Origin of the sequence: Streptomyces sp. NPDC087263, from assembly GCF_044744645.1 — a bacterium.
GTDB lineage: Bacteria > Actinomycetota > Actinomycetes > Streptomycetales > Streptomycetaceae > Streptomyces.
The window spans coordinates 345,133-360,496 of the sequence record NZ_JBIUYT010000008.1; the positions used below are offsets into that span (position 1 = coordinate 345,133).

Genomic DNA, 15,364 nt, shown 5'->3' on the forward strand with positions numbered 1-15,364 from the left:
CCCGATGACCGCACCGCAGAGCATCAGTGAGATCGCGTCCGCCCCGGACGCGGAGTGGTACCCGCTGTCGTCGGCGCAGCTGACGATGTGGCTGGCTGTCCAGTCCGGCGACGCCCACGCCGCGTACACGGTTCCCGCCGTCTACCGGCTGGACGGCGAGCTGGACGTCGAGGCGCTCAAGGAGGCGTTCACCGAGCTGCTGCGGCGCCATGAGGCGCTGCGCACCGTGTTCGGCAGCGTGGACGGCGTGCCCCTGCAGCGGCCGGCCGCCGACGCGGAGCTGGACTGGACGTACCGGGTCGCCACCCAGGGGACCGACCGGCTGATCGAGCACTTCGTGTCGCGCCCGTTCGACCTGGCCGCCGGGCGCCTGCTGCACGTGATGCTGGTGCAGGAGGCCGCCGACCGCCACGTCCTGGTCCTCGCGGCGCACCACATCGCGGTCGACGGATGGTCGTTGACCGTGCTCCTCGACCAGGCGCTGGACGCCTACCGGCGAGGTGTGCGGGGCGCCCCGCAGGAGGCCGAGGACGGGGCCCGGCTCCAGTACAAGGACTACGCGGTCTGGCAGCAGACCGTGCTCGACAGCGGCGCCCTGGACGCCTCCCGGGAGTACTGGTGGCAGCGTTTCCAGGAGCCGGTCGAGCGGGTGGACCTGCCCGCCGACCGCCCCCGCCCGACGGTGCGCAGCCACCTCGGCGCGAACGCCACCCGCGTCCTGCGGCAGGAGACGGTGGCCGCCCTCAAGGACCTCTGCCGGCTGGAGCGGACCACGGCGTTCGCTGCGCTCAGCGCCGCACTGCGGGTGCTGGTGTACCGCTACAGCGGGCAGCGGGACATCGCCCTGGGCACCTCCGCCGTCAACCGGCCGCTGCCCGAGCTGTTCGACCAGATCGGCTGCTACATCAACAGCGTGGCCCTGCGCGATCCGGTGGCGCCCGGCGCGAGCTTCCGCGAGCTGCTGCTCAACAGTCACCGGACCGTGCGCGGCGCCCTCGGCCACGCCGAGTACCCGTTCGACCGGGTGGTCCGTGACGCGGGCGCCGACGCCGAAGTGGGGCGCAACGCGCTCTTCGACATCATGATCATGTCCGATGAGGGCTTCGGCGAGCCCGGCGAACAGGTGCCCGGCCTCGGAGTGCAGGCGGTCCGCGTCGGCAACGGCCACAGCAAGATGGACCTGACGCTGTTCTTCGCGGAGACGCCCGAAGGGCTGCTCGCCACCGTCGAGTACGCCGTCGAACTGTTCGACGCCGACCGCATCGAACGGCTGCTGCGCCACTTCGAGGTTCTGCTGTCGGACGCGGTGGCAAGGCCGGACGAGCCGGTGGAGGCCCTCGAACTGCTCGACGCCGCCGAGCGCGAGCTCGTCACGCACGGCTTCAACCGCACCGATGCACCGTACGACCTCGACACCACCGTCGTGCGGCTGTTCGAGGAGCAGGTCCGGCGCACCCCGGACGCCGTCGCGGTCGTCGACGAGCAACGGTCCTGGACGTTCGCCGAGCTCAACGCGCAGGCCAACCGACTGGCGTGGACGCTGCGCGACAAGTACGGCGTGGCGACCGGCTCCCTGGTGGCGCTGCGGCTGGCCCGGTCCGCCGACCTGACGGCGGCGGTCCTCGGCGTCCTGAAAGCCGGTGGCGCGTACCTGCCGCTGAGCACGACCGACCCCGACGACCGGGTCCGCCACGTCCTGGACGACAGCGGATGCGCCGTCGTGCTGCGGGTCGGGGACGCCGTGGACCCCGCCCTCACCGGCCGGACGCTGCTGGACCTGGCCGGGCCGCTGTCGGAGCGCACCGACGACCCGCCGCCCGCCGCGGGGCCGGACGACCTCGCCTACTGCATCTACACCTCAGGGTCCACCGGGCTCCCCAAGGGCGCCCTGGTCGAGCACCGCTCCCTGGTCAACCGGCTGCACTGGATGGTCGAGGACCTGGGCCTCGACGAGGACGACGTCATCCTGCAGAAGACGCCGTACACCTTCGATGTTTCCGTCTGGGAACTGCTGCTGCCCGGGGCGATCGGCGCCCGGCAGGTCATGCTCCCGCCCGGGGGAGAGTCCGACCCCGAGCTGATCCGGTCGACCATCCGCCGCCACGCGGTGACCGTGGTGCACTTCGTCCCGTCCATGCTCAGCCAGTACCTGAACTCCTGTCAGGACGGCTTCCCGGGAGTGCGGTTCTGCGTCTGCAGCGGCGAGGAGCTCGACAGCAGCCTCGCGCGGAGCTTCTTCGGCGCCGTCGGGGACGACGGTGCGCGACTGATCAACTACTACGGCCCGACCGAGGCGGCCGTGGACGTCACCACGCTGCACGTGGAACGCGACCGGCCGGTCACCCTCGGCCGTCCGGCGCCCAACAACCGCCTCTACGTCCTCGACGACAGCGGCCGGCCGTGCCCGATCGGCGTCACCGGTGAACTCTGCATCGGCGGGGCCCAGGTGGCCCGCGGCTACCTGAACCGCCCGGAGCTGACGGCGGAGCGGTTCGTTGCGGACCCGTTCGGCAATGGCCCGTTCGTCGCGGAGGGGGACGGCACCGGCCGGATGTACCGCACTGGTGACCTGGCCTGCTGGTCGCCCGACGGACAGCTGCGCTACCTGGGGCGGCGCGACAACCAGGTCAAGATCCGCGGCCAGCGCGTCGAGCTGGGCGAGATCGAACAGGCGCTGCGGGACGAACCCGGGATCGAGCGCGCCGTGGTCCTCCCCCGCGCGAGCGGCGGGGAAACCGGGCTGCTCTACGCCTACCTGGAGGCCACCGGTTCGGCGCCCTCCAACGAGGCCCTGCGCGCGGCGCTGCTGCGCCGCCTGCCGACCCACATGGTGCCCTCCCACTTCCTGCGCGTCGACACCCTGCCGCTCACCGCCAACGGCAAGGTGGACCGCCGGGCGCTGTCCCGGCTCGGCGACGGGGAGCTGGCGACCGCGGAGCGGGTGGCGGCCGCCACCGAGACCGAGCGGGCGGTGGCCGGGATCTGGTCCGCACTGCTCGGCAGCGACGCCTTCGGAAGCACGGACGACTTCTTCGTGATCGGGGGCCACTCCCTGCTGGCCCTGCAACTGGCCAGCCGGGTCAACGAGCACTTCGGCCTCGACCTGCCGTCGGCCGCCTACTTCGCCCACCGCACCATCGCCGCCCAGGCCCGCCTGGTGGACGAGACGGCCCCGCGGACCCACACCGGGATACCGGTGGTCGCCCGCACGGACGGCCACCCGCTGTCCTTCGCGCAGGAGCGGATGTGGTTCCTGTCCCAGCTCGACTCCGACAGCACCGCCTACCACATCCGTACGCTGGCGACCTTCCGCGGCCCGCTGGACGTCCCCGCCCTGCGCCTCGCGCTGGAGGACCTCGTCGCCCAGCACGAGCTGCTCCGCGTCACCTACGACGCGGTCGGCGGGACACCGACCCAGCGGGTCCGGGAAGGGCTGCCCGTGGCCTACGCCGAGCACGACCTGACCGCGTGCGATCCCGCGGAGCTGGACGAGGCCGTCGCACGGCTGGTGCAGACCGACGACATGGTGCCCTTCCGGCTCACCGAGGAGGCACCGGTCCGGTTCGCCCTGTTCCGGACGGGCCCGTCCGAGCACCGGTTCCTGCTCACGCTCCACCACATCGCGGGTGACGGCTGGTCCATGAGGCTGCTGATGCGCGATCTCGCGGCCCTCTACGGCCGGCGGGCGGATCCGTCGCAGGCGCAGTCCGTGCCGGCGCCGTCGCGGGTCCAATACATCGACTACGCCGCGGCCGTCCGGGAACGGGTGGCGAGCGGGGCGGTCGAGCCCGATCTGCAGTACTGGCTCGCCAAGCTCGCGGGCGCGCCCCAGCTCGAACTGCCGACGGACGTGCCGGAGCCCCAGGGCAGCGGCCGGGCCGACGGCCGCCTCGCGCGGAGCGTGCCCGTGGAGACCGGCGCGGCACTGCACAGGCTCGCGGCGCATACCTCGACGACCCCGTTCGAGATCGCCATGGCCGCGCTCAACCTGCTCCTGTCCCGGCTCAGCGGCCAGTCGGACGTGGTGGTCGGCTACCCGGTGGCCAACCGTGACGCCGTCGAGACGGAGAGCATCGTCGGCCTGTTCCTCAACACGCTCGTGCTGCGGACCGAGCTGGCCAGCGACTCGACCTTCCTCGACCTGCTCTCCCAGGTCAGCGCCGGGCTCCACGAGGGCTACGCGCACGAGGCCGCGCCGTTCGAGCTGCTGGTGGAGCGACTCAACCCGATGCGGCGCCTCGACCGCAGTCCCGTGTTCGACGTGCTGCTCAACTACCTCGGCCGGCTCCACGAGGAGGCGGTGATCGACGGCGTGGAGACGTCGTTCGACGACACCCTCTGGGAGCCCGAGGCCAAGCTGCCGTTCACGTTCTACGTCTCGGAGCGGGACGACGCCGCCCTGCACATCGAGCTCGTCTACCGCACCGACTCCTGCTCGGCGGCCCGCGCGGCGGCCATGCTGGGGCAGTTCAGCGCACTGCTGACCCAGGTCGTCGCCGCACCGAACCGCCCGCTGGACGCGTACTCCCTGGTCCTGCCCGGTGACGCCCATGCCGGTGCGGCCCTGGCGACGCCGATGGACGCGCCCGCGCAGCCGCCGGTGACCGAACTGATCGCGGCCCGGGCCGCGATCGCACCGGACGCCACGGCCGTCAGCCACGGCGGCTCCGCCCTGACCTACCGGCAGCTGGTCGACCGCTCCGAGGAGCTCGCCCGGCACCTGGTCGCGGCGGGGTGCGGGCGGGGACAGGTGGTCGCGGTGACGGGGCCGCGGAGTCCGGGGTTCGTCGTGGCGATGTTGGCCGTGCTGCGCAGTGGCGCCGTGTTCTTCCCCGTGGACCCGGCGCTGCCAGCAGGGCGGCGTCGGCACCTGGTCGAAGTCGGCGCTCCGGTGTTCTGCGTCCGGGTCGAGGAGGCCGACGAGCCGCAGCCCGCCGTCATCGAGGGCATGCCGCAGACCACCGTGGACGCCGGTACCGGGCTGTCGCAGCTGGCGGGCCGCGAGGCGTCGCTCCCGGCGGCCCCTGAGGTGGCGCTCCCGGCGGTGGACCCCGATTCCCCCGCGTACCTGTTCTTCACCTCGGGAACCACGGGCACGCCCCGCGGAGTCCTGGGCCGGCACGCCTCGTTGACCCACTTCCTGCGCTGGCAGAGCCAGGAGTTCGGTGTGACGTCGCAGGACCGGTGCGCTCAGCTGACCAGCTCCTCCTTCGATGTGATGCTCCGTGACACGCTCGTCGGCCTGGTCAGCGGCGGCACCACGGTGCTGCCCGGGCCCGAGGACGTGCTGGGCGGGAAGGCGGTGTTCTCCTGGCTGGTGAGGGAGCGGATCACGGTGCTGCACGCGGCACCGACGGTGCTCCAGTCATGGCTGCTGGACGCGTCGGCCGGTACCGGCCTGGGCGAGCTGCGGCTGGCCTTCCTGGCCGGCGAGCCGCTCAAGGCGGCGCTCGTCGAGCGGTTCCGGGAGGTCCTCCCCGACTCCGCCGAGGTGGTGAACCTCTACGGCCCGACCGAGACGACGATGGCGAAGTTCGCCTACCGCGTCCCGCGGAACGCCGCGCTGCCGCAGCTGCTGCCGGTGGGCTCGCCGCTGCCGCAGTGCCAGGCCGTCCTGATGCGCGACGGTGAGCTGTGCGGTGTGGGCGAGCTGGGGGAGATCCTCATCCGCACGCCGTTCCGGACCTTCGGCTACTTCGAGAACCCCGAGGCGAACGAGGCGGCCTTCCTGCCGAACCCGCAGCGCGCCGACGCGTCGGACCTGCTCTACCGGACCGGTGACCTGGGCCGGCTGCGCCCCGACGGGCTGCTGGAGGTCCGCGGCCGGATCGACGACCAGCTCAAGATCAACGGAGTGCGCCTGCACCCCGCCGAGATCGAGAGCGTCGCACTGGCGCACCCGTCGGTGTCCGCGTGCGTCGTCGTGGCGCACCGCCGCAGCACGGAGGAGTACCACCTGGTGGCGTACGCCGTCCCTCGTGCGGGCGCCGATACGGACCGTCTGCCGTCGCAGCTGCGCTCGCACCTGGCCGAGCAGTTGCCGTCGGTCCTCGTCCCCGCCGAGTTCATCGTGGTCGACGCGATTCCGACGACGGCGAACGGCAAGCAGGACCGGGCCGCCCTGCCGCTCCCGCGCTTCCTGTCCGACCAGGCCGTCTCCGCCACGCCACCGCGCTCCGCGACCGAGGAGCAGATCTGCGCGATCTGGCAGGACGTCCTCGGCGGCCCCGTCGCCGGGATCGACCAGAACTTCTTCGAACTCGGCGGCTCCTCGTTGAAGGTGCTGCGCCTGCACGCGCTGCTGAACGAGCACTTCTCCAGCGCGGTCCGGGTGGCACAGCTGTTCACCCACGCGACCGTCGCCGGTCAGGCCGAGCTGGTTGCCCCGCGCCAGGTCCGCCACGAGGAAAGCCTCCTCGGTGAAGGGGTCATCGTGCTGGATTTCTAGCCCCTCTTCCTGGAACCACGGAAAGTTCCGGCTGTGCGGGACGGGCTCCCGTCCCGCACAGCCCGGACATCGGCGAATCGAACAGCACCGGCACGGCCGGCGTGATGGATGAAGGACGGATGATGACAGCGGTCAGCAACGGCTCCCCGTTGGTTGTATGGCATGTGGACGCACTTGATGACGCACGTGATGGAGCCCTCGACTGGGCCCGGCGCACCAGGGGGGAGTTGAGGTCGGCCGTCACGGAGCACGGCGCCGTGCTGGTGCGGGGCCTCGGGCTGGGCGACCCGGAGACCTTCGCCGCGGTCAGCAAGGCGCTCGCCGACACCGATGAACTGATGGTGGAACACGAGGGGTTCGCCCACCGCGACGAGGCCCCCGGACCGGTCTACTCCACCGCCAGCTGGGCCGACGACCAGACCATGTGCATGCACCACGAGCTGAGCTACGCCCGCGAGTTCCCCGCCATGCTCATCATGGGCTGCCTGATCGCCCCGGACCAGGGCGGCTGCACCGCTGTGGCCGACTCCAGCGCCGTGGTCGACGCGCTCCCCGCCGAGGTGGTGGACCGCCTGGAGACCGAGGGCTGGCTGCTCACCCGCAACTACAGCGACACGGTCGGGCTGCCCTGGGCGGAGGCCTTCGGCACCTCCTCCCGGGACGAGGTGGAACGGTACTGCCGCGAGGGGGGCATCGAGTTCGAGTGGCGAGGCGACGACCTGCGGACCTGGCACCGTCGACCCGCCCTGATCACCCACCCGGTCACGGGACGGCGGTCCTGGTTCAACCAGATCGCCTTCTTCTCCGAGTGGAGCCTCGATGAGGACGTCCGCGACTACCTCGTCTCGGTGCTCGGGCCCGACGGCCTCTCCTTCAACACCGGGTGGGGGAACGGCGAACCCTTCACCACCGACCTCATCCAGGTGATCAACGAGGCCTATGTGCGAGCGACCCGCCGCGAACCCTGGCAGGCGGGCGACCTGCTGATGGTGGACAACGTCCGGATGGCGCACAGCCGGGAGGCCTTCGAGGGCGACCGGCGCGTCCTGCTGGCCTTCGCGGACCCGCTGCGCGCCCGGCTCCCCGAGACCGCGCTCGGGATCTGACACCCGCGAGTCCCCCGGCCGCACTCGTGCCAGGCACCGTGTCCGCGGTGGATCCCGTACCGTCGGTGAGGGAGTCGCCGAACGCCACCACGCTGCCCGCGGCGCCCGGACGCAGCACGTCGACGCCGGTCACCGAGACTAGGTACCAGGCGATGAACGCCACGGTCAGCGGGAAGGCGAACGAGCGGTGGGAGCGGCGCAGTTCGCCGAACTCGGCGCTCGCCTGGACCTCGGCGGACGGCATCCCGCCCGCAGTCGTGATGGGGGAAGGCGCGTCGGTGGTCACGGGATCTCCTCGTGCTGCGGATGCGTGACGGCGATGGCTGTCGGAGAGGTGTAGCTCACCGGCGGGGACGGGTACGGGGAAGCGCATGCCTCTCCCGCACAAGAGCATTCCTGCGGAGCCTGGAGCCCATTCAACCCTCCTCTTTACTTTTCCCGTAGGTCATCACGAGCAAGTCATTGCCGCCCTAAAGGGGACGGTGGATAGCTTCTCCCGCCACATGGCATGCACCTGCCGGGCGCTACCAAGCGCCAGCTTGTTTACTTTTTCGAATGATATGGAGACCTTGTGGCTCAGCTGACTTCCAAACGACGCCTCGCCCTCGCCGTACCAGTCGTACTGTCGCTCACCGCCTCCCTGGGCTTCCTGCCCGGCGCGGCTTCGGCCGCCGCGGGCACCGCGCCCGCCGCCTCCGCCGCACAGGCCGCCGAGGGACCCGAACTGTCGTACGTGGTCAACACCAGGACGGACCGTCACACCCTCTCAGCGGTCCAGCGAGTCATATCCGCGGCGGGCGGCACGATCGTCGTGACGTACGACAAGATAGGTGTGATCGTCGTCCACTCCACGAACCCTGGCTTCGCCACCGCCCTGCGCGCGGTACCCGGAGTGCAGTCGGCGGGCGCCACACGTCACGCGCCGCTCCCGGCGCAGTCCACGACGGACGTCGGTACGCCGAAGGCGCTCACCGCCGACGAGGTCGCGCACGCCAAGGCCGCTGACGGGCAGGACCCGTTGGAGCCGCTGCAGTGGGACCTGCCCGCCATCAAGGCGGACAAGGCACACGAGCGGACGCTCGGCAGCCGCCGTGTCACCGTGGCCGTCATCGACACCGGTGTGGACGACACCCACCCGGACATCGCGCCGAACTTCAACCGCGACGCGTCCGCCAACTGCGTGTCGGGCAAGCCGGACACCACCGAGGGCTCCTGGCAGCCGACCGCCGAGGAGAGCCCGCACGGCACCCATGTGGCGGGTGAGATCGCGGGCGCCAAGAACGGCGTCGGTATCACCGGTGTGGCGCCCGGCGTGCGGGTCGCGGGCATCAAGGTGGCCACCACGGCCGGCTACATCTACACCGAGGCCGTGGTCTGCGGCTTCATGTGGGCGGCCGACCACCACGTCGATGTCACCAACAACAGCTATTACACTGACCCCTGGTACTTCAACTGCGCGAGCGACCCGGACCAGAAGGCTCTCGCGGAGGCCATCACCCGGGCGTCGCAGTACGCGGAGCGCAAGGGCACAGTCAATGTCGCGGCGGGCGGCAACGATGGCTACGACCTGGACGCCGCCTCCATCACCGACCCGGTCTCCCCCAACGACGGCACGCCCAGTGACCGGGTGATCGACCCGCACCAGTGCTTCGCCATCCCGACTCAGCTGCCGGGCGTGGTGACCGTCGCCTCGACCGGGGCGAAGGGCCTCAAGTCGTCGTTCTCCAACTACGGCCTCGGTGTTATCGACGTCGCCGCCCCCGGTGGTGACTCGACCGCCTACCAAGCCCCCGCCCCGCCCGCCACCAGCGGTAAGATCCTCGGCCCGTTGCCCGGCGGCAAGTGGGGATACATGTCGGGCACCTCGATGGCCACCCCGCATGTCGTCGGCGTGGCGGCCCTCATCAAGTCGACGCATCCGGACGCCTCCGCCGCCATGGTGAAGGCCCTGCTGTACGCCGAGGCGGACGAGACGGCGTGCACCGATCCGTATGACATCGACGCGGACGGAAAGATCGACGCGGTGTGCAAGGGCTCGAAGAACCACAACGGGTTCTACGGGTGGGGCACCGTGAACGCGCTGAAGGCCGTGTCCTGGTGACCGTGCGGCTGCACGCGTAGGGCATGCGCGGGGTCCGGTGCCGTCGGTGCCGGACCCGCGCCATGGTGACGCGCCGCACAGCGCACGGTGTGTTCAAGGGAGGGGGCCGGGAAGATCACCGCCCGTTGGCCCGGACACAAGGTGCACCTGGATGTGAAGATGGTCGGCCGGATCCCTGATGGCGGTGGGCGGGAGCAGCCGCCAGGCGCAGCCGGCCCGCACCCAGTACGCGAGGGCATCGATGATCTCCCGGCGAGGGTGCTTCGCCGGCCGTCCACCCGGCTTCGGCGGCGGCACGAGCGGCGCCAGAACCGCCCACTCCACGTCGGACAGATCGGTCGGATACGCGCGCCGTTCCCCGGCCATCTCGGCCTCCATCAGCGCAGGGACTACCAACTCACCTGCAATGAACGGGGCTTCTCAGACACCCTCTATCCCGGACCGGCCAGCAGACCTCGTCGGCGCCCACCTGCCACGTCGAACTCCACCGACGCGGCCAGTCGTCCCCGAGCCGCAGCCGATCCCGCAGTCCGGCGTCCCCGTCGTACGCCACGACAAGGTGGTCCAGCTGACTTGAATCCGACGGGATCTTCGCTAGCGCTGCCTTGCCCACTCATCCAGAGAAGCATCACTCGACCGGCAACGGGGGCGTTTCGCCGGTACTGCCCGCAACACAGCGTGACGGGACCAAGATTTGCCAACTAGCGTTCTCCATGTGCCAACTAAAAATCTCGGTCGCAATGGGTGGGCCCGCGGCAACATTCGCGTTGCATAAACGTGCAGCGAAACGTATAGTCATGCCATCGAGGAGGAGGGTTCCATGGCGGTACGTGCGGCGGTGGCGGGAGCGAGTGGGTACGCGGGCGGGGAACTGCTGCGGCTGCTTCTGGTGCACCCCGAGGTCGAGATCGGCGCTCTGACCGGCAATTCCAACGCGGGCCAGCGACTGGGTGCGCTCCAGCCGCATCTGCTGCCGCTCGCCGGCCGTGTCCTTGAGGAGACGACCCCGGAGGTGCTCGCCGGTCAGGGCCGGCGGCATGATGTCGTGTTCCTCGCGCTGCCGCACGGACAGTCCGCCGCCGTCGCCGAGCGGCTCGGCCCGGACGTCCTCGTCGTCGACATGGGCGCCGACTTCCGGCTGAAGGACCCGGCCGACTGGGAGCGGTTCTACGGCTCCGCGCACGCCGGGACCTGGCCGTACGGTCTCCCCGAGCTGCCCGGTGCCCGCACCGCGCTGGAGGGGTCCAAGCGCATCGCGGTGCCCGGTTGCTACCCGACGGCCGCCTCCCTGGCGCTCTTCCCGGCGTACGCGGCGGGCCTCGCGGAGAACGAGGCCGTGATCGTCGCCGCCTCCGGGACCTCGGGCGCCGGTAAATCGCCCAAGGCGCACCTCCTCGGCAGCGAGGTGATGGGCTCCATGTCCCCGTACGGCGTCGGCGGCGGCCACCGACACACCCCCGAGATCATCCAGAACCTCGGCGCCGCAGCGGGCGAGCCCGTCACCGTCTCCTTCACGCCGACCCTCGCCCCGATGCCCCGCGGCATCCTCGCCACGTGCAGCGCCAAGGCGAAAGCCGGCGTCACCGCGGAGTCCGTACGGGCCGTATACGAGAAGGCGTACGCGGACGAGCCGTTCGTGCACCTGCTGCCGGAGGGGCAGTGGCCCGCGACGGCGTCTGTCCACGGTTCCAACGCCGTTCAGGTACAGGTCGCCCTCGATGCCGCCGCGCACCGCATCATCGCGATCAGCGCCATCGACAACCTCACCAAGGGCACCGCGGGCGGTGCCGTCCAGAGCATGAACATCGCCCTCGGGCTTCCCGAGGACATGGGTCTTTCCACGATCGGAGTCGCACCGTGAGTGTCACCGCTGCCAAGGGCTTCACTGCCTCCGGCATCGCAGCAGGCATCAAGGAGAACGGCAACCCCGACCTGGCCCTCGTGGTCAACAACGGGCCCCGTCCGGCCGCCGCGGGCGTCTTCACCTCCAACCGTGTGAAGGCCGCGCCGGTGCTCTGGTCGGAGCAGGTCCTCAAGGGCGGCCGGGTGACCGCGGTGATCCTCAACTCCGGTGGCGCCAACGCCTGTACGGGACCCAAGGGCTTCCAGGACACGCATGCCACCGCCGAGAAGGTGGCCGACACCCTCGGGCTCAACGCGGCCGAGGTCGCCGTCGCCTCCACCGGCCTCATCGGTCTGCTGCTCCCGATGGACAAGCTGCTCAAGGGAGTCGAGACGGCGGCCACGTCCCTGAGCGAGCACGGCGGTGAGAAGGCCGCCATCGCCATCAAGACCACCGACAGCGTCCACAAGACCTCCGTGGTCACCGGCGACGGCTGGACCGTCGGCGGCATGGCCAAGGGCGCCGGCATGCTCGCCCCCGGCCTCGCCACCATGCTCGTGGTCCTGACGACGGACGCCGACGTGGAGAGCGACGTACTGGACCGCGCCCTGCGCGCCGCCACCCGCACCACCTTCGACCGCGTCGACTCCGACGGCTGCATGTCGACCAACGACACCGTGCTGCTGCTGGCCTCCGGGGCGTCCGAAGTCACCCCGGAACAGGGCGAGTTCGCGGAGGCCGTACGGAAGGTCTGCGACGACCTCGGACAGCAGCTCATCCGGGACGCCGAGGGCGCGAGCAAGGACATCAAGGTCGAGGTGGTGAACGCCGCGACCGAGGACGACGCCGTCGAGGTGGGCCGCTCCATCGCCCGCAACAACCTCCTCAAGTGCGCGATCCACGGCGAGGACCCCAACTGGGGCCGCGTGCTTTCGGCGATCGGCACCACGAAAGCCGCCTTCGAGTCCGACCGGCTCAACGTCGCCATCAACGGCGTCTGGGTCTGCAAGAACGGCGGCGTGGGCGAGGACCGCGACCTCGTCGACATGCGCTACCGCGAGGTCCACATCGTCGCCGACCTCGCCGCCGGCGAGGAGACCGCCACGATCTGGACCAACGACCTCACCGCGGACTACGTCCACGAGAACAGCGCCTACAGCTCATGAGCAACATGACGCGGAAACACACCGCACTCCCCAAGGCCCAGATCCTCATCGAGGCGCTGCCCTGGCTGACCCGGCACCGCGGCAAGACCGTCGTCGTCAAGTTCGGCGGCAACGCCATGATCGACGAGGACCTGAAGGCCGCCTTCGCACAGGACATCGTCTTCCTGCACCACGCCGGCCTCAAGCCCGTCGTCGTGCACGGCGGCGGCCCGCAGATCAGCGCCGCCCTCGACAAGCACGGCATCGTCAGCGAGTTCAAGGCGGGCCTGCGGGTCACCACCGAGGACGCGATGGACGTCGTACGCATGGTGCTTGCCGGGCAGGTGCAGCGTGAGCTGGTCGGGCTGCTCAACCAGCACGGGCCGCTCGCCGTCGGCATGACGGGCGAGGACGCGCACACCATCACCGCCACCAAGCACCGGCCCGTGATCGACGGCGAGTCGGTCGACATCGGCCGGGTCGGCGAGATCACCGCAATCGACACGGGTGCCATCGAGGCACTGCTCTCCGACGGCCGTATCCCGGTCGTCTCCTCGATCGCCCGCTCCCAGGACGACGGACATGTCTACAACGTCAATGCTGATACGGCGGCTGCGGCACTCGCTGCGGCGCTGGGTGCCGAAACCCTGATGGTCCTCACCGACGTCGAGGGCCTCTACGAGGACTGGCCCAACAGCGACGAGGTGATCAGCCGCCTCACCGCCGCCCAACTGGAGAAGCTGCTGCCCGAGTTGGCCAGCGGCATGGTGCCGAAGATGGAGGGCTGTCTGCACGCCGTACGCAACGGCGTCACCACGGCCCGGGTCATCGACGGCCGGGTCCAGCACTCGATCCTGCTGGAGATCTTCACCGACGAGGGGATCGGCACGATGGTCGTGCCGGACGAGAGCACCGAGGGGGACGCATGACCGGGACCGCGACCAACGCAGAGCTCACCCAGCGCTGGCAGGGCTCGCTGATGGACAACTACGGCACCCCGCGGCTGCCCCTCGTGCGCGGCGAGGGCACCCGGCTGTGGGACGCCGACGGCAAGGAGTACCTCGACTTCGTCGGCGGCATCGCGGTCAACGCGCTCGGGCACGCCCACCCGGCGATCGTCGAGGCGGTCAGCAGGCAGATCGGCTCGCTCGGCCATGTCTCCAACCTGTTCGTCGCCGAGCCGCCCGTCGCGCTCGCCGAACGGCTGCTCCAGCTCTTCGGGCGGGACGGCCGGGTGTACTTCTGCAACTCGGGCGCCGAGGCCGTCGAGGGCGCCTTCAAGATCGGACGGCTGACCGGCCGCAAGCACATGGTGGCGACCCACGGCGCCTTCCACGGCCGGACCATGGGCGCCCTCGCGCTCACCGGCCAGCCCGGCAAGCGGGACCCGTTCCTGCCGCTGCCCGGTGACGTCACCCATGTCCCGTACGGCGACCCGCAGGCCCTCGCCGCAGCGGTCACCGAGGACACCGCACTGGTGATCATCGAACCGGTGCAGGGCGAGAAGGGCGTGGTCGTGCCCCCGGCCGGCTATCTGAAGGCCGCCCGCGCGATCACCGCCGCGACCGGCGCGCTCCTCGTCCTGGACGAGGTACAGACCGGAATCGGCCGGACCGGACACTGGTTCGAGTACCAGGCGCACGAGGGTGTCCTGCCGGACGTGGTCACGCTGGCGAAGGGGCTCGGCGGCGGACTGCCGCTCGGCGCTACCGTCGCCTTCGGCCGGGCCGCCGAGCTGCTGAAGCCGGGCCACCACGGCACGACCTTCGGCGGCAACCCGGTCGTCTGCGCCGCCGGACTCGCCGTACTCGACACGATCGCGTCCGAGGGGCTCCTGGAGAACGTGAAGCGCACGGGCGAGAAACTGCGGGACGGAATCGAGTCACTCGGGCATCCGTTGATCGACCATGTCCGGGGTGCGGGCCTGCTCCTGGGTATCGTGCTCACCGAGCCGCTCGCACCGCAGGTGCAACAGGCGGCTCAGGATGCCGGTCTCCTGGTCAACGCGCCCGCCCCCGATGTCGTACGGCTGATGCCGCCGCTGAACCTCGGCGATGACGAAGTGGACGCGTTTCTCCAGGCTCTCCCTGGTGTCCTCGACGCGGTCGACGGGGAAGGACGAACCGGGGAATGAGACGACGATGAGTCAGGCGCAGGACCACGAGCACGCAGGGCCTGCCGTACCGCAGACCCGCACCGCACGCCACCGCCGGATCGTGGACATCCTCAACCGGCAACCGGTGCGTTCACAGAGCCAGTTGGCGAAGCTGCTCGCCGACGACGGGCTGCACGTCACCCAGGCGACGCTCTCCCGGGATCTGGACGAGCTGAACGCGGTGAAGATCCGCAACAACGACGGCGACCTCATCTACGCGGTACCGAGCGAGGGCGGCTTCCGTACGCCGCGCGTGCCGCTGGGGGAGTCGGCGAAGGAGGAGCGGATGCGGCGGTTGTCCGCGGAGTTGCTGATCTCCGCGGAGGCTTCCGCGAACCTCGTGGTGCTGCGTACCCCTCCGGGGGCGGCGCAGTTTCTCGCCTCGGCGATCGACCAGGCCGAGCTGCAGGACATTCTCGGCACGATCGCCGGGGACGACACCTTGCTGCTGATCAGCCGGGAGCCTGCCGGGGGGCAGGCCTTGGCCGATCACCTCCTGAGGCTGGCTCAGAACAACCACTGAGGTGTACGGGAGTGGAGCCGCACCCGGGGTCCTGTGCGTCGGG

General features: G+C 70.7%; 8 protein-coding genes and 2 pseudogenes. 8 read left to right on the forward strand and 2 right to left on the reverse strand.

Translation table 11 applies throughout. From position 1 onward, the window contains the following. The first annotated feature begins 4 nt into the window (after positions 1-4). Both ACIPC1_RS26645 and ACIPC1_RS26650 read left to right on the forward strand, forming a co-directional pair. Positions 5-6,448 (forward strand): amino acid adenylation domain-containing protein, encoded by a 6,444-nt coding sequence (locus tag ACIPC1_RS26645; protein WP_402521106.1) that lies wholly within the window; start codon positions 5-7, stop codon positions 6,446-6,448. Positions 6,449-6,567: 119 nt separating this feature from the next. Next, positions 6,568-7,554: a TauD/TfdA family dioxygenase gene (locus ACIPC1_RS26650; protein WP_402521108.1), complete on the forward strand. Its 987-nt coding sequence runs from the start codon at positions 6,568-6,570 to the stop codon at positions 7,552-7,554. Positions 7,555-7,684: 130 nt separating this feature from the next. Here ACIPC1_RS26650 and ACIPC1_RS26655 read toward each other — a convergent pair. Further along, positions 7,685-7,840, reverse strand: a pseudogene (locus tag ACIPC1_RS26655) (DUF485 domain-containing protein); the annotation flags it as partial. 285 nt (positions 7,841-8,125) lie between these two features. Here ACIPC1_RS26655 and ACIPC1_RS26660 point away from each other — a divergent pair. After that, positions 8,126-9,655 (forward strand): S8 family peptidase, encoded by a 1,530-nt coding sequence (locus ACIPC1_RS26660; RefSeq protein ID WP_402521110.1) that lies wholly within the window; start codon positions 8,126-8,128, stop codon positions 9,653-9,655. A 189-nt stretch (positions 9,656-9,844) separates the two neighbouring features. On the opposite strand, the pseudogene ACIPC1_RS26665 reads toward ACIPC1_RS26660, so the two are convergent. Next, positions 9,845-10,021 (reverse strand): annotated as a pseudogene (locus ACIPC1_RS26665) (transposase); the annotation flags it as partial. Positions 10,022-10,475: 454 nt separating this feature from the next. Between ACIPC1_RS26665 and argC the strand changes: the two are divergent. From argC to ACIPC1_RS26690, 5 genes are read left to right on the forward strand one after another with little or no spacing between them, the layout of a single operon-like run. Then, a complete protein-coding gene (gene argC, locus ACIPC1_RS26670) occupies positions 10,476-11,516 on the forward strand; it encodes an N-acetyl-gamma-glutamyl-phosphate reductase (protein ID WP_402521112.1) in 1,041 nt (346 codons plus the stop codon). Beyond that, complete coding sequence (argJ, locus tag ACIPC1_RS26675; protein ID WP_402521114.1) at positions 11,513-12,664, forward strand: bifunctional glutamate N-acetyltransferase/amino-acid acetyltransferase ArgJ; 1,152 nt, start codon at positions 11,513-11,515, stop codon at positions 12,662-12,664. Before argC ends, argJ begins: the two co-directional genes overlap by 4 nt. Continuing rightward, positions 12,661-13,572, forward strand: coding sequence for an acetylglutamate kinase (gene argB / locus ACIPC1_RS26680; protein WP_402521116.1), 912 nt, complete (start codon positions 12,661-12,663; stop codon positions 13,570-13,572). The genes argJ and argB overlap by 4 nt, the downstream gene beginning before the upstream one ends. Continuing rightward, on the forward strand, positions 13,569-14,777 hold the full coding sequence (locus ACIPC1_RS26685; RefSeq protein ID WP_402521118.1) for an acetylornithine transaminase: 1,209 nt from the start codon (positions 13,569-13,571) through the stop codon (positions 14,775-14,777). The genes argB and ACIPC1_RS26685 overlap by 4 nt, the downstream gene beginning before the upstream one ends. Positions 14,778-14,784: 7 nt before the next feature. Continuing rightward, positions 14,785-15,321 (forward strand): arginine repressor, encoded by a 537-nt coding sequence (locus tag ACIPC1_RS26690; protein ID WP_402521120.1) that lies wholly within the window; start codon positions 14,785-14,787, stop codon positions 15,319-15,321. The last annotated feature ends 43 nt before the right edge of the window (positions 15,322-15,364 follow it).

What these genes read in the sequence shown, in the direction of transcription:
- ACIPC1_RS26645 (WP_402521106.1), top strand. Translation starts at nt 5, where the DNA reads ATGACCGCACCGCAGAGCATCAGTGAGATCGCGTCCGCCCCGGACGCG.
- ACIPC1_RS26650 (WP_402521108.1), top strand. Translation starts at nt 6,568, where the DNA reads ATGATGACAGCGGTCAGCAACGGCTCCCCGTTGGTTGTATGGCATGTG.
- argB (WP_402521116.1), top strand. Translation starts at nt 12,661, where the DNA reads ATGAGCAACATGACGCGGAAACACACCGCACTCCCCAAGGCCCAGATC.
- ACIPC1_RS26685 (WP_402521118.1), top strand. Translation starts at nt 13,569, where the DNA reads ATGACCGGGACCGCGACCAACGCAGAGCTCACCCAGCGCTGGCAGGGC.
- ACIPC1_RS26690 (WP_402521120.1), top strand. Translation starts at nt 14,785, where the DNA reads ATGAGTCAGGCGCAGGACCACGAGCACGCAGGGCCTGCCGTACCGCAG.
- argC (WP_402521112.1), top strand. Translation starts at nt 10,476, where the DNA reads ATGGCGGTACGTGCGGCGGTGGCGGGAGCGAGTGGGTACGCGGGCGGG.